We start from the raw sequence: 18,303 nt of genomic DNA, 5'->3' as shown, positions 1-18,303 counted from the left end.
GTTGAAACAAACCTCAAGATTGGTGGAAGTCTTGGGGTTTGTTTCTTATTGATAGGCCAAAATTAACGCATAAAAAAATGGCGCAAAAAATACGGTTTTGCGCTACAATGATATTTTTTGGTTTGTGGAATTTATGAATACTTGGCATGCAGATTTTGATCAGTCGGATACTTTGATGCATTGTGATATTGCCATTATCGGCGCTGGCACCGTTGGGATGGTGGCAGGCATCGAACTGGCATCCAAAGGATATCAGGTAGTGATCTTGGATAATAAACCCATGCCCAGCGCCAAGAGTTTCGCCGATAGATTGGCAGTGCGCGATGCGCGTGTTTATGCGCTAAGCCAAGGCAGTATCCGATTGCTTGATGAGATCGGTGTGTGGTCTGATATCGTACGCCGTGCTGATTATCAAACGATGCAGGTCTGGGCGAGGGATGATTATGGTGAGCTGTTATTTGACGGCTCACAAAACCATGAGATCTTGGGTTCAATGGTAGAGCCATCGGTACTTGATGCAGCTTTATGGCAGCGCTCTCATTATTGCTCAAATCTGACAGTGGTGTATGAGGCGAAGCTTATGGAGGATGGTATGGCTTTTGATGAGTCATCCGATGGCATCACCATACGCTACCATGGTCAGGGCGTGGCGCGTCAAGTGTTCTGTCGGCTTTTGTTGGGGGCTGATGGCCGAAAATCCATGGTGCGTCAAGCGATGGGTGCCGACATCAGTCAGCTGAATTATCATCAAAAGGCCATCTGCTGCGCCATTCGTACTGATCTGCCGCATCGACAGATCGCGCGCCAGGTGATGCTGCCAACGGGTACTTTGGCGCTGCTGCCGATGGCCGACCTACAACAGGGCGATGATGGACGATGGCAATCGATCGTCTGGACGCTGCCTTGCGCGCTGGCGGATGACTATTTGGCGGATTATCACCGCGATCCACAGACGCTGCAGCGCAGATTGGCATTTGCCAGCGGTTATGTGCTCGGTGAGGTGCATGAGATTGAGTCGGTGGCAAGCTTTGATCTGTCTGCACAGGTCACAGAACACTATGCGCGCGGACGCATGGCGCTGATCGGTGATGCCGCGCATGGCGTGCATCCTTTGGCAGGGCAGGGGCTGAACTTGGGACTGTCGGATGTGGCTGCGCTATTGGCGGTGCTTGATACCGCTAAGGGCAAGCAGCTGCATCCTCGATCATTACAAAAATACGCTCGTGCGGTGCGCTCACATAATGCGCTGATGATGCACAGTTTTTCGATGATAAATTTTGCCTACGCATCAGGCATTGCAGATTTGGGCATGGTGCGCTATGCTCGCAGTGAAGTGGTTCATGCCATCGCTCGCTCTGCACCGTTGATGCAGCTGCTCATCAAGCAAGCAAACCGCTGAAACCGGTTAATTAAATGAGCTAAAAAGTACCATCAAAACAGGTGAGACAACATTGGTGATAAAGCCAAAGCTAATCACCATAGGCATGATATGCGTGCCAGCAGACTGTATGATGGTGGGCAAGGTAAAATCCAAACTGGTCACACCACCTAAGCCAACTGCCGCAGATCTCGAATGGCGCATCACCAGCGGAATAAAAATAAGCGCGATCACCTCGCGAGACAGATCATTGAGCAGTGCCACACTGCCCCAAACAGCGCCATAAGCGTCGGTCATGATGGTGCCAGACAGCGAATACCAGCCATAGCCCGATGCCAGTGCCAAACCTTGAAAAAGACTTACCTCATCAAAGATCATGGCAAATACCGCGCCTGACAGCGTGGTAAAAAGCATAAAAATCGCGCTGATTTGTAGGCCAGCTTTATTTACCAAAGCCTGCTTTAGGGTGACGCCAGAGCCTTTGAGGCTGATGCCGACGAGCAGCAGCAACGCCATCAGCAGCACAGTTGTGGTCTTGTCGGGTGGTAGCAGATGGCTTGGTAAGATTTTTGCCACAAAAAAACCCACCGCCAAACACACCAGCTGGGTAAGACTGCCGCGCAAGCTGATTTTGGGCTGATTGGCAGGGGTCTTGGCGCTGTCGGCTTTGGGATTGCCATACAAGCGATCATAGACAGCCAAACTGATCAAGCCCGCCCCCAAAGTCAGTGCCATCAGTGTCGAAAGGTATTTGGCGATGTCGCCGACTTTTTTGGCCAGATCATCGACCAAACCAAGCTCAATGCCGATGACAATCAAAATCAAATACACCAAATAATTAAGCAAGCGCTCACTGATCGCTACCATGCGCGCAGAGGTCGGCAGAGCAAATCCCACAAACATCGGACTTAAAATCAACAGCAATGTGATGATGCCTTGCATCTGACCTCCTGTATGACAGCTTGGCTGATTTAAAAGGTGATATTCTAACATTTTACACGCCAGAGTGCCAGCCGCCAGAGCTGATTTTTGGTCAGAGCGCCACCTTGAGATGGTACGCTGATGACAGCGGGCATCCATCGTTGGCAGGATAAAATACTAAAAATTATCAAAAAATGGTTTTGTTTTAAAGTGGTTTGGCGTAAAATGGCAGCAGCTGACATCAGTCATCATTTAGCCTTAATTAGCCAAGATTTAGCCAAGAGTGATTTATGACAACAGATCCAAAATTAGCCCAAAAACAAGCCGCCGCCAAAGCTGCACTTTCCCACATCGATTCAGGGATCATCTTAGGTGTTGGTACTGGCAGTACGGTTAACTGCCTCATCGAGCTTCTGCCACAGGTGCGCATCAAGGGCGCGGTCGCAAGCTCACAAGTCACCGAAGATCAGCTGCGCAAGCTTGGGATTGAGATTTTTGATCTAAATCAAGTTGGCAGCTTGGATCTGTACATCGATGGTGCCGATGAGATCGACGCTCATGGCAATATGATCAAAGGCGGTGGCGGTGCTTTGACCCGCGAAAAAATTGTCGCCGCGGCCTCAGATGAGTTTATCTGTATGGTCGATGACTCCAAGATCGTCGATCGCTTGGGTAGATTCCCTGTGGCCATCGAGGTGTTGCCGCAGGCGCGCTCTTATGTGGCACGCGAGCTTGTCAAATTGGGCGGAGAACCTGTGTATCGCGAGGGCTTTGTCACCGATTATGGCAATGTGATTTTGGATACTTATGATTTGATCATCGAGGATGCTGCTGCTTTTGAGACGCGATTAAATAACATTGTTGGTGTGGTGTGTAACGGCATTTTTGCTGCACAGTCTGCACATCTCATGCTAAAAGCAGGTGCTGATGGCGTGCAGACAGTGAAATTTCGCTGATATCAATCCAAATAAAAGCTGCAATCAATGCAGCTTTTTTGATCACTCATCGACGCAAGTCAAAATCCGTGCGCGGAATGTAATAAATATAAAAACTCATGAACATCGTCATCAATGACAAGATGGCAATGAATATCGCAGGCGCAAAGGACAAATGCATGGTCGCTGTGCCTAAGGTAAAGGGCAAAAATCCACCAATAACCACCACGACCAAATTATGAATGATGCCGATGCTGGTCAAACGAATCCTAACCGAAAACAGTCGCACGATGACAGATGGGATGGCGCCGATGATGCCAGATGCCAGACCCATCAAAGCAAATAACACCAAAAAATAATCGCCGCCTGCGCGCAAATGATTAAATAACAATGCCGTCACCATCGCCAAAAACAAGCTGCCAAAAGTCAGCACAAGCCCTGGATTGATACGATCCACAAAAAAGCCAAACAGCAAGCAGCCGATCGCCATAAAAAAGATGGTAATCAAGCTACAACGCCACAGCACCTCATGCGATAGCGCAAAATTAATATCAATAAGCGGCGTCAAAAGCACTGGCGTGAACAGCAGCAGACTGACCACCACGCTGATCAGTAAAGTGGCAGGTATGATACTGGCCAACATGTTACGGCTTATAATCAAACGCAGCAAAGACAGCGAGGATTTGCCGAAATTTAAGATGGCATTGGCCAGACGCATCATCGGTGTGACCGTGGTCTGATCGATACCGCTGACCTTTGGTGGGACAGAGTGAGTATCTGAGTTTGGTGTCTGCAAAGGCAGTGTGTTAATCAGATCTGGCAGCTCGGTTTGTTGTTTGCTATGAGAAATGCGATCGAGTGCCGCCTCTTGCTTATCATCAAGTCCAGACAAGCCAAGCGCGCCGATCATGCTCTGATCCTCATCAGCTGACAGGCGACTGTGCTGGGATTCTAAGAAAATCGGCGTCTCAGTCAAAGAAGCGTGGATTTTTATTAAAAGTGCGATGCTTAACACGCCGCCGATCAAAAACGGAATGCGCCATCCATAAGCGATCATCTGCTCGTAGCTGAGCGTGTGATCAAGCCAATCAACGATCGGCATTAAGACCAATAATGCAGACACACAACCAGCGAAGATCGCGCCGCAGCCGATGCCCAAATGCCGTGTCGGCAGATGTTCTGTGACATAGACCCAGACACTTGGCATGATGCCGCCGATGGCGATGATCTGTACTACGCGTACGATCACGAACAACACAGGCGCTAAGATTCCCACTTGTCCATACTGCGGCAAAAAAGCCATCAACAGCGTCATCAAGGCCAAACCGCACAAACTGATCATCAGTGCAGGCTTGCGCCCACGAACATCTCCGTAACGACCAATGACCAAGCCGCCCAAAGGACGCGCCACATAGCCTGCGGCAAACAGCCCAAACAGCTGTAAGCGTGCCAGCCACATATGCTGTGTGTCGCCAAAAAAGATGTGCAAGAGCAGCTCTGACAGATACAAAAATATGGCAAAATCAAAGAAGCCAACAGCAGCGATCAAACTGCTAACGATGGTGGTATCTCGATGCTGCTTGGTAAAAATTTCACTCGATGGCATGATAAACTCGTTTAACATTAAAAACCATGCTCGTGCGCATAGCAGTGCCTATAAGCGCTTAACTGAGCGCAGTCTGCTTGCCGATATGCAAGCTAAGCAGCAATGGGTCAACTGTGCCTGATGGTTATTTTACATATAATTTATACAAAAAACCAGTATTAAGGCTACAAAACATTACAAAAATTGTGGATTAATTGATGGCTATGTCAAACAGGGGATTGACCATAGGATATGTTGACAAGCTAAAAAAACGCATGCAAGACTTGGCAAGCATGCGCCAGATGATAGGGTGAATCAGTTAAAGCAGCCAATCAATAGGCATCCAACCAACGATACCGATAACCAAGCGATCTTTGGTATCCATCCGTGGTTCTTTGGTGTGGATGACGGCTTGACCATCTTCGATGGTATGCCATTCGATGTTGCCAGCATCATTGAGTTTTAGCTCATAAGCTTGATGTGACAGTGCCTCGCTGTTACTTAATGCGCTGTGCAGCTGCTGTGCCAGCTTTTTGTCTTCGATCAAAACGCCAAGCTCGGTATTGATGTTGGCTGAGCGCGGATCGACATTATAAGAGCCGATAAAAACTTGGCTGTCATCGACAGCAAAGGCTTTGGCGTGTAGGCTTGTGGTGGTGTGATGGCGCGTCCGCCAAAAACGATTTTCGTTGTCCTTAGCGCTTTGAGCGCTGGATTTGATTTCAAAGAGCTTAACCCCAGATTTGAGCAGCTCTTTGCGCCAATGGGCATAGCCTGCATGTACGATGCCGACATCAGTGGCATCAAAGGAATTGGTCAAGATGCTTACTTTGACGCCCATCTTGGATAGGGCGCTTAAGGTCTTGACGCCATCTTTAGTGGGTACAAAATACGATGAGATGATGCTTAATTTATCGTGTGGCTGACCGAGTTTATTTTGAAGTTGTGACACTAAATAATCATTAGGATGCGACAGTCCTTTTAGTTTGATGACATCATCAACCATCAGATCGATATTTGTCCAAAAAAACGGCACGCGACTGGCCAAAAGATCCTGCCCGATGGTGGAGTTTTGCATCGCTTGACGATAAGTGCGCAGCGCGCGCTCACTTTCTGAGCTGTTTTTGCTGGCTTTGACTTCATTAAATACAGCGAATTTGACGCCATTTAGGGCATGTTTTTTATCGTCAACCACCAAGGTTTCGATGTCATAAGACAGTGGTGATGACCAATAACTCTCGAAACTGTCTGTAATCTCTGACACCACGCGGCCGATGAGCATGACATCCAGATCAGCAAAGTTATTGACAGGGGCGTTATTTAGGTACTCATTGCCGATGTTTCTGCCGCCGATGACGCTGATTTTATTATCAAAAGTCATGCTTTTATTGTGCATGCGTTTGTTGCTGCGCACAGGGTGTAGCAGATAGTTGACGCTGCGGATGTTGCGATATGCCATCGGATTCATCAGTCGAATGGCGATATTAGGGTGTTTGGCCACGCGCAGCAAGAGCTGATCAAGATCGGGTGAACTGTTGAAATCATCCAATAACAATCGCACGATGACGCCGCGATCGGCCGCCTCCCACAGGTCTTTTAGCATCAGCTGGCCAGCTTCGTCGTTATGCCAGATGTAGTATTGGATGTCGATGCTTTGATTGGCCATGTCGCTCAAGGTACTGCGCGCAGCAAAAGCATTGGCGCCAGTGGCGATGGGGTAGTAACCTGACAGCTCGGGATGGTCGCTGCTTTGGGCATTGATGGCTGAGATTAGCCCGTTGGAGCTTGTGCCTTGTTTGAGCGCTTGATGGCGTTTTTGGACTTCTTCGGTCAGTGCCTGACTTTTTGGTAGATGTGGATTATTTGGCAGGCTTTGGCAGCCAGACATTGCCATCATGGTGGCAAAGGCGCAAATCATCACGGTGAAACGAACATGAATCATCATATGTGGGTGGCCAATAATAAAATAAAAAATTGCCATATCATAGCAAATTTTAGTAGCTAAAAACTGTATGATTTATGAAAATTAATCAAAATTCTAAAAATGCTTTTGGTACAAGCTGATGGCCAATGAACGGATCGGTATATTATCCATCCGATGCTCAGTGCTGACAGATCGATTATGAATAGCAGGCTTTAAGTGCATTTAAAGCATTGGCACAGATATTATAAGCCAGCTTTAAAAAACAGATGCCTAAATCAAAGCATCTGTTATCACGATATAAAAGCATTAAAAACCAAAATCAGCATCAGCGCGAGCATTAGCCGAATGCAGGCGAGCGTCTGGGAATGGCATCCAAAAACTCACGGCGCGCATCATGATTGCTGACAAATTCACCCAGCATACTCGTCGTACGGGTGGTGGATTGTTGCTTACCGACACCACGCATCATCATGCACATATGGCTGGCATCCATCACCACAGCGACACCTCGGCAGCCTGTCAGCTCTTCGATGGCGGTGGCGATTTGTTTGGTCAAGTTTTCTTGGATTTGTAGGCGGCGAGCGTACATATCGACGATGCGTGCGACTTTTGATAGTCCAAGCACTTTACCATTAGGCAAATAGCCGACATGAGCCACGCCATAAAATGGCAACAGATGATGTTCGCACAGTGAATAAAATTCGATATTTTGCACCAAGACTAATTCAGGATTATCTGAGTCAAACACCGCATCGTTGGCGACAGTCACTAGGTCTTGATGATAGCCACGAGTCAAATAGCCAAATGCTTTGGCAGCGCGCATCGGCGTATCAAGCAAGCCATCACGGCTCAAATCCTCACCGGATGCAGCGATGATGTCGGCGTAGTGTGCAGCTAAGGCGTCATAATCAGGCGTAAAATTTAGGGTATCGGAGTTTGACATGAGAATGGTATTGCCGTATTGTCCAAAGGTAAAAAACGCATACTTTACCATAATTTTGGACAATACTTAAGTCAAATCGATAAATTTTGGAAAAATTTATCACTTTTGTGCTTTTGATGGGCTTTGACGATTGATAAGTTTACATTTGTACTTTTTTATCGCATAATTGGATTTTCCGTGTTATAATGAGCCAATTTTTCATCGATAAAGGATCATACCCATGCTACTTAAAGGTCAGCGTTTTGTTGTCACTGGTATCGCCAGTAAACTATCTATCGCTTGGGCGATTGCTGAGAGCTTGCACCGCGAAGGCGCAGAGCTGATTTTGACTTATCCAAATGACAAAATCAAAAAGCGTGTCGATATGGCCGCCGAAGCGTTCAATGCCACTGCAGTGATTGAGTGTGATGTCGCATCAGATGCCTCTATCGCAGCGTGCTTTGAAGAGGTCGCTAAACACTGGGGTAATGGCGATGATCGCGGTGTCAATGGTATCGTACACGCCATTGGCTTTGCACCAGCAGATCAGCTGGATGGTGATTTTACCAATGCGACCACGCGTGAAGGCAGCCAGATCGCCCACGACATCTCAAGCTACAGCTTTGTGGCGCTTGCCAAGGCGGGTCGTGAGCTGCTTGCTGCTCGTCAAGGTTCGCTATTGACCCTGACTTATGAGGGCAGCATCTCAGTACTGCCGAACTACAATGTCATGGGTATGGCAAAAGCCAGCCTAGAAGCATCAGTACGCTACCTAGCATCATCACTCGGTGGTGAAGGCATCCGTGTCAATGCCATCAGTGCAGGCCCAATCCGCACCTTAGCAGCCAGCGGTATCAAGTCATTCCGCCGTATGCTCGATGTCAGCGAAAAAATCGCACCGCTACAACGCAATGTCAGCCAAGAAGAAGTGGGCAACGCTGCCTTATTCTTGTTATCACCTTGGGCGAGCGGTGTGACAGGCGAGATTTTGTTCGTTGATGCAGGCTTTAATACTGTCGCCATCAGTGAGCAAATCATGGCGATGGCCTCTGATGAAGAATAAACAAGTTGCTATCAGATTCCTTAACTGGCCAATCATCGCGGTGATGCTGTAAATAATTCACCTAGCTTTGGCCATCACCGCTGAATTGGGCGATGGATCAGACCGAATGTTGCCGTATGGGTAGCGTTCGGTTTTTTATGTTTTATTGATTGCGATCAGCCTGATTGTACAGGCTTGGCTTTTCGTTGTGCCTGTTTTTTGGTATCATAGACGCATCTTATGGCCTTGAGACTTGATTATGAATAAACCTTTTTTGATTGCACCGTCGATTTTGTCGGCAGATTTTGCGCGACTTGGCGAAGAGGTGCAGGCGGTCATCGATGCTGGTGCTGATGTGGTGCATTTTGATGTCATGGACAATCACTATGTCCCAAATCTAACTTTTGGCGCGATGATTTGCCAAGCCTTAAAGGACTATGGCATCAAAGCGCCGATTGATGTGCATTTGATGGTGTCGCCAGTGGATCGGATGATTGAAGAGTTTTTAAAGGCAGGCGCGGACATCATCACATTCCATCCTGAGGCGAGCGACCACATTGATCGCAGTCTGCAGCTGATCAAAGACGGCGGCGCTAAGTGCGGCTTGGTGTTTAATCCTGCAACCCCGCTGCATTATTTGGATTATACCTTGGATAAGGTGGATCAGATCCTCTTGATGAGTGTCAACCCTGGATTTGGTGGCCAAAAATTCATCGATAGCACATTAGATAAGCTAACAGCCGTGCGCAAACTGATCGATGACAGCGGTCGTGATATTCGCCTAGAAGTCGATGGCGGTGTCAATGTGGCGAACATTCGTGCCATTGCCGAGGCTGGTGCTGATATGTTCGTGGCAGGCAGTGCGATCTTTAATCAGCCAGATTATCAGACAGTAATCGATGCCATGCGTGCTGAATTGGCCAAGGTGGCACGCTGATGACCGTCATTGATCCCAACAGCCACACCCCGTCAACTAAGTCATCGGCCAAGCCATCTGGTGTCGTGCCAATGGCGGTGACCATTGGACTGTGCATCGCCTCGATCGTGCTGAGCGGTGCAGGCTATGTGTTTCGCTTGGCATTCGGTGATGCGCCAGCCGAGGTGCTGCGCCATGCTGCGGTGGTGATGCCCGCTTTTATCATCGGCATCCCTGTGCTAATTTGGCTTGGGGCGATGCTGCTTAATAAAATGGGCAAGGCGCATATTCATCCCAGAAATGCCCTGACGCTGGGCTGGCTGCTGTCCACCGTGGCGTTATTGTCAATCATGGGAGTGTACAGCTGATGATCCAGAACTTAATACCCGATGCCATCACACCCAAGGACATTCCAAAGGGGCTGATTTTTATTTTGATCGTCTGCTGCTTACTCATCGGTCTGTCTGGGCTGCGCTATGGCGGTCTTGAGGGCTGGCTGCATGTGCTGGAGAATTGGCTGATTAGTCTTGTCATCATTCCTGCGTGTACGGCGCTCGTGGCGGCGCCCATCAAGTGGCGAGATCGCAGCTTTGATATGCGCATGGCGTATTATTTGGGGATGTTTGTGGCATTTTTATTTATGATGGCAAAGCTGCGCTACTGGCGTTGATGGCTTATGACTTGAAAATCAGCCACATGATGCCATATACATAGCATAACCATAATAATGAGTAGTACGCACAATGACCGATCAAATTTCCCATGCGCTTGAAAACTGGCAAACGATGAGCATCGCTGAGCGCCTGTCGTTTGTCGATGACTTGATGTATCATGCCTCTGACGACGATGAGACGCTGAGCGTGTTGCATGAGCTGTTCTTTAAAGAGGTGAATAGCCGCGCCGATGAAGAGGTCATCGATGCATTGGCAGTGGCCATTTCTCAGTGCATGGATCCACAGATGGTGGCGCAGTTGGCTGAGCAGATTGGTCAGACGCTGGGATTTGAGTTGTCTGAAGAGTTAAGCGATGGACTGGCCAAGCGCATCACTGGCCACAAGACCTCATCCACCGATGAGTTTGAACCTGCGACCAATCCCCCCAAAAAACGTCGCATCCGTAAAAGTGCCACGACAGATGAAGAAAAGATCGATCAGCCCAAACGCCGCCGTAAGCCAAAAAGCAAAGCTGCCAAGCAAGGTGAGTTCGTCCAAGAAACTCTACTGGAGTTCATCGAAGAGCCGTCGGGTGCGATGACCCTGCGCGAAGTGGGCAATGATGAGCCGCTGGTGAGCATCGCATTTTCTGCTCAAGTCAAAGACATGCTCGGCGACGATGTGCGCATGGTGGGACAGGCGATGATTCATGCAGCGATCAGTAGCGTTGTGCAGCGCCAGTCGAATTTTTGGCATGCGCATGTCTATGATGAAGAACCTGCGCACTATAGCTGATCGAGGTGCTAAATTGACGGTATATGTTTGCAGCTAATCTTGCGATAAAGCCAGTATGATTAGCTGGCTAATGATGCCATCGGTTGCCAGTCTGAGTTAGCTCAAGTTTCAGCTGGGCCATTTATCTGATATTTTAAAGTTTGCAAAAGTCGTCGTGATGGCGGCTTTTTTGTTGGTTGCGATCATTTTTTCAAATTATCAATGAACTTGCCTGTATGGGCTATCGCCTGATAAATCGCTGATCACTGATAATGACATCAACCGCCATATCCCATGGCTGTCTGGGCAGGCTTGGCACAATTTGAAAATCATAGCACCATGCCACTTTTAGGCAGTCGGTGGTGCGCGCAAAAGTGCGATCATAATAGCCACCGCCCATGCCTAAGCGTACGCCTGTCAAATCCGCCACCACCACAGGACAAATGATGGCATCCATTTGTGCAGCCGCCAAGATAGGCTTGGTGACAGGCTCGTACATGCCCAAGCGGTGTTTTTTTAGCGGTGTTTGGTTAAGATTTCCATGAATCGGCGCAAAGCTTAGCGGCTGCTCTGAAGTGGTGATCGGCAAATACGCCTGATGGCCGCGTCTTTGGCAAAAACTAACAATCCCATCAGTCGGCAGCTCTCCAAATCCAGCCAAATAAAAGCCAATGTTTGCGCCTTTGGGTAATAGATCATCCAGTTTGATTAATTGTCTCATCGCTGCTTGGGCTGCCTGATGGCGCTGCCGATCACTCAATGCGCGGCGTGTGCGACGCATCAGTTTGCGATAGTCACTTGGGCTGGGCGCAGGTTTGATAGAATTTTCCATGAAAAATACAGCGTCTGTTGATATTGAATGTTAATGGCAGGGATGTTATGCTAAACACAATAGCATAAGCCGCCGAGCAGCCACAGGCTTAATTGATGGTGAATAGAGTACCACAGTCGCATCACAGCCGCAAGTAAGGTGATGGCTAGGCAGGATCATACCAACAAAGACTACTGATGCTGATAATCTAAGGTTAATAACCATAATAAACACACAGACAACAAGGAGGAATCATGCGCCAAGAAAAAGACACCATGGGCGAGGTTTTGGTGCCAGATGAGGCCTATTGGGGCGCACAGACTCAGCGCAGCTTAATGAATTTTAAAATCGGTGATGAGACACTGCCCATCGCTTTGATCCATGCGATGGCACTGGTCAAAAAAGCCGCAGCCATCACCAATGCCAAGCTTGGACGCATTACCAATGCAGAATCTGCTATGATCATCGATGCTGTCGATGCGCTGCTGACGGGTGATTATGATGACCAATTTCCACTCAAAGTGTGGCAGACAGGCTCAGGCACTCAATCAAACATGAACATCAATGAAGTCATCGCCAATCTGGCCAATGAGCGCCAAGGTCAGCCCAAAGGCAGCTACCAGCCCATCCATCCCAACGATCATGTCAATCACGCGCAATCAACCAATGACAGCTTTCCTACCGCCATCCGTGTGGCAGCGGTGATTGAGATTCATCGGCATCTATTGCCCGCGATCGAATCGCTCAGACAGATGCTGTGCACTCATGCCGACGCTTTTGATGACATCGTTAAAGTCGGTCGCACACACCTACAAGACGCCACACCTTTGACGCTAGGTCAGGAGTTTAGTGGCTTTGTGATGCAGCTGGATTATGGTATAGAACGCATCCATATGGCGTTACAGGGGCTGTATCAGCTGCCATTGGGTGGTACGGCGGTGGGGACGGGCTTGAACAGCCATCCTGATTATGCCAAGCTATCTGCACAGACTTTGGCTAAGCTGACTGGATTTGACTTTCAGACTGCGCCGAATAAATTTGAGGCTTTGGCGGCGCGTGATGCCGAGGTGTTTGCCTCGGGCGCGCTAAAAACTTTGGCAGCCAGCCTAAATAAGATCGCCAATGACATCCGCTGGCTGGCGTCAGGGCCGCGCTGTGGTATTGGCGAGATTTTTATTCCTGAAAATGAGCCTGGCTCATCGATCATGCCTGGTAAGGTCAATCCCACTCAGTGCGAGGCCTTAACGATGGTGGTCGCTCAGGTGTATGGCAACGATGCCACGATCGCGATGGCAGGCGCATCGGGTAATTTTCAATTAAATGTCTATATGCCTGTGATCGCCTACAATCTGCTGCAGTCGATCCGTCTGTTGGCTGATGGCATCAATAGCTTTAATGAACATTGTGCCATCGGCATTCGCCCAAATCTTGATAAAATCGCTGATTATCTACAAAACTCATTGATGCTCGTGACCGCGCTCAATCGCCATATTGGTTATGAAAACGCTGCCAAGATCGCCAAAACTGCGTATCAAAATGATCAATCACTTAAGCAAGCAGCGCTGGCGCTTGGGTTATTGGATGAGGCGCAGTTTGATGCCATTGTTCGCCCCGAGCAGATGACTGCACCACGCTGAAAATAAGCTGCGATCTGATGCCAGATCACATCGCAGCTTATATCAAGGTTGAAAAAAAACCGCATTTTGGCGATAATAGCCTATTTGTTGATGAAATAACCATCATGACTGCCAAAACCCATCCGCCCAAAATCCAAAATCAGGTAGCTCAGACCCACGCCACCCAGCCAAAAGCTGTCAAGAGCAAAGCCACCAAAGCCAAAAAACCACGGCAATCCCAAGAAGACATCGCTGCCAACCAATTTTTAAAATCATTTTTTAAACCCTATAAAAATAGGCTGAATCTGGCACGAGTGTGTGATGTCATTATGGTATTGCTCTTGATGGTGCAGGCGTGGATTTTGGTGTTGATTTTTGATGGCTGGTTGCTGCCGTTTTTGCCACAGTTTGCCAATCATGATGCGATGGCGACATCTATATTGCCAGTGTATTTGGTAGCACTCGTTGGGGTGATGGCGCTGCGGGCGTTTGTCGCTTATATTAAAGATGTGCAGCTAAGTCGCGTCGGCGTGCATGCTGCTGGTCGTGCGCGATCGTTATTGCTGACTAAGCTGGGTGAAATGGGTTTGGCTCGAAGATTTTTTGGGCCTGATGGCGCGCTGGCTAGCAAGATCATTGATGAGCCTGAGCATTTGGTGGGCTATGCTCGTTTTGAGGTTCAAAAAACCACGGCGGTACTCACACCGATTTTATTGGCGATTTGTATTGCTTTTTTTAATGGCACTGCGGCACTGATTTTGCTCATGACCGCGCCTTTGGTGCCGATCTTTATGGCGCTGATTGGGGTGGCGACTTCACGAAAAAGCCGCGAGCAGATGGATGCGATGGCACAGCTTGGCGGGCGGTTTTTTGATTGGATTCGCGGCATCAATACTCTATCGCGAGTGGGTGCTGTCGATATTGCGGTGTCGGACATCGCAAACAGCAGTGAAAATTATCGCAAAAAAACCATGGCGGTACTGCGCATCGCATTTTTAAACAGTGCGGTATTGGAGTTTTTCTCAGCATTGTCGATCGCTTTGGTTGCGGTGTATTTGGGCTTTGGCTTGATTGGCATTTTGCCATGGCGTGCAGGCGAGGTCATCACAAACTATGGTGCTGCACTGATGATATTGCTTTTGGTACCTGAGTTTTATGCGCCGCTGCGTCGGTTGGGTGCGGAATATCACATCAAAGGCCAAGCCGTTGGCGCTGCCAAAGCGATGGTCGCGATGCTAGATTTTAAACAGCCTCAAAGCGGTACAAAGCAGCTGGATATCACGGGTGCTGCAGGTTTTGAGTTGCAAAAAGTTGCTGCATTTGGTGAAGATGGTCGCATCCGCTTGGCACCGACGACACTTTCATTTGCTGCGGGCAAATCTACGCTGCTGCGAGGCGAAAGCGGCTCTGGCAAATCCACTGTGCTGCAGATTTTGCTCGGATTTGGTCAATACACTGGCACCATCGCCATCAAAGATGCTGCTGGCTGCCATGATTATCACACACTGGATTTGACCTATCTGCGTCGCCAATTTGGTTATTTGGCGCAAACCCCAGCGCTATTGCCAATCAGTATTGCTGATAATCTGCGCTTGGCTAAGCCTGATGCCAGTGAAGATGAACTGATCGATGTGCTGCAAGCTGTCGGTCTATGGCCATTGATCAAGCAGCTGCCAGCACAAATGCAGGCGGTACTTGGTGAGCGCGGCAGTGGACTATCAGGCGGTCAGGCACATCGTTTGGCGATCGCACAGCTGTTGCTCCAAGATGCCAAAGTTTGGCTGCTTGATGAGCCAACCGAACATTTAGATGCAGATACAGCCGCTGCCATCACTGCGTTATTATTTGAATTATCACAGGATAAAACTGTGATCTGGATCAGTCATGAAGAGGGCATGGAGGCCAAATTTGACGCTGTGTATCAGCTGGGAGTAAGCAATGAAAACCAATGAGCCATTTAAACTTTGGCAGCTGATCAGCCCTCAGCTTTGGGTATGGATGGTGGCATGGCTGCTTGGACTGCTGACCGTTTGGTCAGTGCTGGGACTGTCGATGGTGTCAGGCTGGTTTGTGACCATGTCAGCGGTGGCAGGACTGGTCGCGGCTGGCAGTCATGCCTTCAACTATATGGTGCCAGCAGCGGTAATCCGAACCTTTGCCATCATTCGTACTTTGTCGCGTTATGGCGATCTGATGGTGTCTCATCATGCCGTCTTTGGGCTGCTAAAGCAGTTGCGCGTGCGATTTTTTGAGTCGTGGGCGCGGCTTGATTTTGTAGATCGCAACAGCCAAGGCCAATCGAGCAGCCAAAAAATGCATCGCTTGGTCAAAGACATTGATGTGCTAAATGAATTTGTATTGCGCTTTATCAGCCCTTGGGTGATGGCAGTTGGGTCGCTGCTCTTGGTGTCATCGGTCGTGCTTTGGGTGCTGCCTCAGGCTTGGTACAGCTTGGGTTTGGTGATGCTCTGTTTACTGATAGCGGCCACTGCCATCCATCGCGGCAAAAAACTTGCCGAAAGCGAAAGCCAGCTGATTGAGACGCGAAAAGCCAAGCTTTTAGATACTTTACCTGCGCTGACTTCTTTGCTGATTTGGCATCGCTGGGATGCACAGGCAGATCATCTTAAGACACTCGATGAGACGCAGTCTGCACTGACAGAATCTGCACATCGTCTTCGCCATGTCAGTGCGCTGTTGATTCAGATTTGTTTGTCTTTGTCACTGGTGCTGTTATTATGGGCGGCAGGATTATTTTTGCAGCACAGTCAGATTACGCCATTTGCCATTGATACGCTTAATCAGCCGATAATGAGTTCGGCGGTGATTTTGGCGGTATTTTTGGGGATGGTTGGATTGTCAGAATTTATCCAAAATCTTGTGGCAGAGCCATTGGCATTGGGTCGCAGTCAGGTGGCCAAACAGCGGCTTAATGACATGTTGCAGCAATCTGCTGCCAAGGTGCAGCTTCCCTTGGCTGGCGAAAAAAACCTCGCCCTAAAGCTTGATGAAGTCAGCGTCAAGGCACCAAATGCTCTGATCGGCGCCAGCGGACTGACGGCGCATATTGGCTCAGATCGTCCATGCTTGGTGGTGGGGCCTTCTGGCGCTGGCAAATCAACACTGCTGCAGACATTGGCAGGTGAGCATGCATTGATATCAGGCTCGATGCAGTTGATCAACGATGGCGCGGCTGTCGATTGGCAGACGGTGGATTTTGGTAACCGACTGGGGTTTCTGGGTCAGACGGTGGATATTTTTGATCAGACTTTGGCGGATAATCTGCGCATCGCCAAGCCCGATGCCAGTGATGATGAGTTGTACGCGGTGCTAGAGCGCGTGAATTTATCAAGCTGGCTGCAAGCTCAGCCAAAGGGTCTGGCAACCGCGCTTGGCGAGTATGGCATGGCGGTATCTGGTGGTCAGGCGCGGCGCATTGCGTTGGCTCGGCTGTTGTTGTCACCTAAGGCTGTATTACTGCTTGATGAGCCCTTTGCAGGATTGGATGCGCTCAGCAGACAAAAGGTCTGGCAAAGTCTTGTGGATGCCCAGCGCTCTGGACAAATCGGTATTTTAATGATTTCAACGCATCAGCTGTGGCATGAGATGGGCGAAGTTCAACTGCTAAATATTGAACCCAAGCACATCAGCGATCATTGATGGTACAAACTGCCATCGATTAATGCCTGATAAGCGGCAAGCGTGCCACTCACCATATCATCGATTTCATAAGCGCGTGTCATCGCAGGCGGTATTTGGTTCGATAATAAAAACTTCACGGATTTACACAAGGCGAGGGCGGTCTGCTCTTTGACCAGACCTTGAGGATACAGATCGCCCAAGATATCCGCATACGCTCCCTTAGCCCAGCCCACCACAGGTGCCCCAAGGTGGATGGCTTGAAGGACGGTCATCCCGATACTTTCGGGGCGATTGGCGAGCGCCAACACCACATTGGCCGAGGACAGCCATTCGCGCATGTCGGGTGGATTTTTGCCAACAAAAGACACCCTGTCTTGTAAAGATAACGCATGCAATCTTTGGACAAATTCTTCATAAGCTACGCAGTGTTGGGTGCGTGAATTGGGATCATCATCCATGATGATGGCATGTAGTTTTGGGAATTTTTCTTGCAGATTGCCTAATATATCTACTAGCCATTCTTGACCGTATTCAGGGCCGATGGGTGTGGGAAAAACAAGCCATTTTTTATGCTCAAGCTCAGGATGCTGCGCAAAACTCTGATGCAGCCAATGTACCGATGAGTGATGGCGGTAGGGATACTTGCGCACATCGACGCCACGAGGTACGCAAATCAGCTTAGGTAGGCTGCCAGCTTTTAAGTTTTTTTCATCTGCATATTTTAAAAATATTTTTTCAAAATGCTTGTGAATGCTATTTGAGGCGCTGATGAATAAATCTGCCTCAAACAGTGCTTTGGCATAAGAATTGAGTGGATAAAACCCGTATAAGCTTGAGACGATCTTGGGTCTTTTATCTTTTGGATAAGGACGCAGCGCCCAATGTAGCACCCAAGCTGGCGTGCGAGAATGCACATGGATGATGTCTGGCTGATGTTTATTGATCAGCCGCCTTAGGGCTGGGACTTGCAAAAGCGCCCACCAGCTTTTTTTGGGCATCGGCAGCTGATAATATTTGGCACCATCACGCACCAGCCGAGTGACAAGCTTGCTGTCTTCATTTGCACTACCGATGATGATGGATTCATGACCTGCTTTGATCAGGGCGTGCGAAATCGGATAAATCCCCCGTTCGGATTCATCGTGCTTAAGCGATGATGACAGCTGCAGTACTTTCATTGGCTT

Annotated in this window: 17 protein-coding genes; 11 read left to right on the top strand and 6 right to left on the bottom strand. The window is 48.8% G+C overall.

Annotated features, from left to right (window positions below; genetic code table 11):
* The first annotated feature begins 133 nt into the window (after window positions 1-133).
* On the top strand, window positions 134-1,399 hold the full coding sequence (locus tag AZ602_RS00700) for an FAD-dependent monooxygenase (protein ID WP_103033525.1): 1,266 nt from the start codon (window positions 134-136) through the stop codon (window positions 1,397-1,399).
* Window positions 1,400-1,405: 6 nt separating this feature from the next.
* On the opposite strand, the gene AZ602_RS00695 is transcribed toward AZ602_RS00700, so the two are convergent.
* Window positions 1,406-2,320: a lysine exporter LysO family protein gene (locus AZ602_RS00695; protein WP_103033247.1), complete on the bottom strand. Its 915-nt coding sequence runs from the start codon at window positions 2,318-2,320 to the stop codon at window positions 1,406-1,408.
* Between the two features lie 120 nt (window positions 2,321-2,440).
* On the opposite strand from AZ602_RS00695, the gene AZ602_RS10025 reads away from it, so the two are divergent.
* Window positions 2,441-2,593, top strand: coding sequence for a hypothetical protein (locus AZ602_RS10025; protein WP_158077908.1), 153 nt, complete (start codon window positions 2,441-2,443; stop codon window positions 2,591-2,593).
* Window positions 2,590-3,255 (top strand): ribose-5-phosphate isomerase RpiA, encoded by a 666-nt coding sequence (gene rpiA / locus AZ602_RS00690; RefSeq protein WP_103033246.1) that lies wholly within the window; start codon window positions 2,590-2,592, stop codon window positions 3,253-3,255. Before AZ602_RS10025 ends, rpiA begins: the two co-directional genes overlap by 4 nt.
* A gap of 46 nt (window positions 3,256-3,301) precedes the next feature.
* On the opposite strand, the gene AZ602_RS00685 is transcribed toward rpiA, so the two are convergent.
* The 3 genes from AZ602_RS00685 to folE all read right to left on the bottom strand — a co-directional run bounded on the left by AZ602_RS00685 (window position 3,302) and on the right by folE (window position 7,686).
* Window positions 3,302-4,840, bottom strand: a complete 1,539-nt coding sequence (locus AZ602_RS00685; protein WP_103033524.1) for an MFS transporter — start codon at window positions 4,838-4,840, stop codon at window positions 3,302-3,304.
* A 298-nt stretch (window positions 4,841-5,138) separates the two neighbouring features.
* The gene (locus tag AZ602_RS00680) at window positions 5,139-6,761 is read right to left on the bottom strand and encodes a phospholipase D family protein (RefSeq protein ID WP_369803847.1); all 1,623 of its coding nucleotides are present in this window, start codon (window positions 6,759-6,761) and stop codon (window positions 5,139-5,141) included.
* A gap of 319 nt (window positions 6,762-7,080) precedes the next feature.
* The gene (gene folE, locus AZ602_RS00675) at window positions 7,081-7,686 is read right to left on the bottom strand and encodes a GTP cyclohydrolase I FolE (RefSeq protein ID WP_078317224.1); all 606 of its coding nucleotides are present in this window, start codon (window positions 7,684-7,686) and stop codon (window positions 7,081-7,083) included.
* A 220-nt stretch (window positions 7,687-7,906) separates the two neighbouring features.
* On the opposite strand from folE, the gene AZ602_RS00670 reads away from it, so the two are divergent.
* The 5 genes from AZ602_RS00670 to AZ602_RS00650 all read left to right on the top strand — a co-directional run bounded on the left by AZ602_RS00670 (window position 7,907) and on the right by AZ602_RS00650 (window position 11,071).
* Window positions 7,907-8,728, top strand: a complete 822-nt coding sequence (locus AZ602_RS00670) for an enoyl-ACP reductase (protein WP_103033245.1) — start codon at window positions 7,907-7,909, stop codon at window positions 8,726-8,728.
* Window positions 8,729-8,966: 238 nt separating this feature from the next.
* Window positions 8,967-9,644 carry a ribulose-phosphate 3-epimerase gene (rpe, locus tag AZ602_RS00665; RefSeq protein ID WP_103033244.1) on the top strand — a complete coding sequence of 226 codons (678 nt, stop codon included), beginning with the start codon at window positions 8,967-8,969 and terminating at the stop codon, window positions 9,642-9,644.
* A complete protein-coding gene (locus AZ602_RS00660; RefSeq protein ID WP_103033243.1) occupies window positions 9,644-9,991 on the top strand; it encodes a hypothetical protein in 348 nt (115 codons plus the stop codon). The genes rpe and AZ602_RS00660 overlap by 1 nt, the downstream gene beginning before the upstream one ends.
* Window positions 9,991-10,293, top strand: a complete 303-nt coding sequence (locus AZ602_RS00655; protein WP_103033242.1) for a hypothetical protein — start codon at window positions 9,991-9,993, stop codon at window positions 10,291-10,293. Before AZ602_RS00660 ends, AZ602_RS00655 begins: the two co-directional genes overlap by 1 nt.
* 73 nt (window positions 10,294-10,366) lie before the next feature.
* Window positions 10,367-11,071, top strand: a complete 705-nt coding sequence (locus tag AZ602_RS00650; protein ID WP_103033241.1) for a hypothetical protein — start codon at window positions 10,367-10,369, stop codon at window positions 11,069-11,071.
* 220 nt (window positions 11,072-11,291) lie between these two features.
* On the opposite strand, the gene AZ602_RS00645 is transcribed toward AZ602_RS00650, so the two are convergent.
* A complete protein-coding gene (locus AZ602_RS00645; protein ID WP_103033240.1) occupies window positions 11,292-11,882 on the bottom strand; it encodes a 5-formyltetrahydrofolate cyclo-ligase in 591 nt (196 codons plus the stop codon).
* A 233-nt stretch (window positions 11,883-12,115) separates the two neighbouring features.
* On the opposite strand from AZ602_RS00645, the gene fumC reads away from it, so the two are divergent.
* The 3 genes from fumC to AZ602_RS00630 are packed head-to-tail and all read left to right on the top strand — an operon-like array spanning window position 12,116 to window position 17,137.
* Entirely contained in the window at window positions 12,116-13,498 is a 1,383-nt protein-coding gene (fumC, locus tag AZ602_RS00640) for a class II fumarate hydratase (protein ID WP_103033239.1), read from the top strand.
* Between the two features lie 17 nt (window positions 13,499-13,515).
* The gene (cydD, locus tag AZ602_RS00635; protein WP_227525125.1) at window positions 13,516-15,429 is read left to right on the top strand and encodes a thiol reductant ABC exporter subunit CydD; all 1,914 of its coding nucleotides are present in this window, start codon (window positions 13,516-13,518) and stop codon (window positions 15,427-15,429) included.
* On the top strand, window positions 15,416-17,137 hold the full coding sequence (locus AZ602_RS00630) for an amino acid ABC transporter ATP-binding/permease protein (protein ID WP_078317049.1): 1,722 nt from the start codon (window positions 15,416-15,418) through the stop codon (window positions 17,135-17,137). The genes cydD and AZ602_RS00630 overlap by 14 nt, the downstream gene beginning before the upstream one ends.
* Here the strand turns inward: AZ602_RS00630 and AZ602_RS00625 are convergent.
* On the bottom strand, window positions 17,131-18,297 hold the full coding sequence (locus tag AZ602_RS00625; RefSeq protein ID WP_078317050.1) for a glycosyltransferase: 1,167 nt from the start codon (window positions 18,295-18,297) through the stop codon (window positions 17,131-17,133). The two genes, AZ602_RS00630 and AZ602_RS00625, sit on opposite strands and share 7 nt — an antisense overlap.
* Window positions 18,298-18,303: the final 6 nt, after the last annotated feature.

This window comes from Moraxella sp. RCAD0137 (genome assembly GCF_002894025.1).
In the GTDB taxonomy this organism is placed as follows: Bacteria; Pseudomonadota; Gammaproteobacteria; order Pseudomonadales; family Moraxellaceae; genus Moraxella; species Moraxella porci.
The sequence above is the reverse complement of the archived record's forward strand: the minus strand, read 5'-3'. Positions and strand labels throughout refer to the sequence as shown.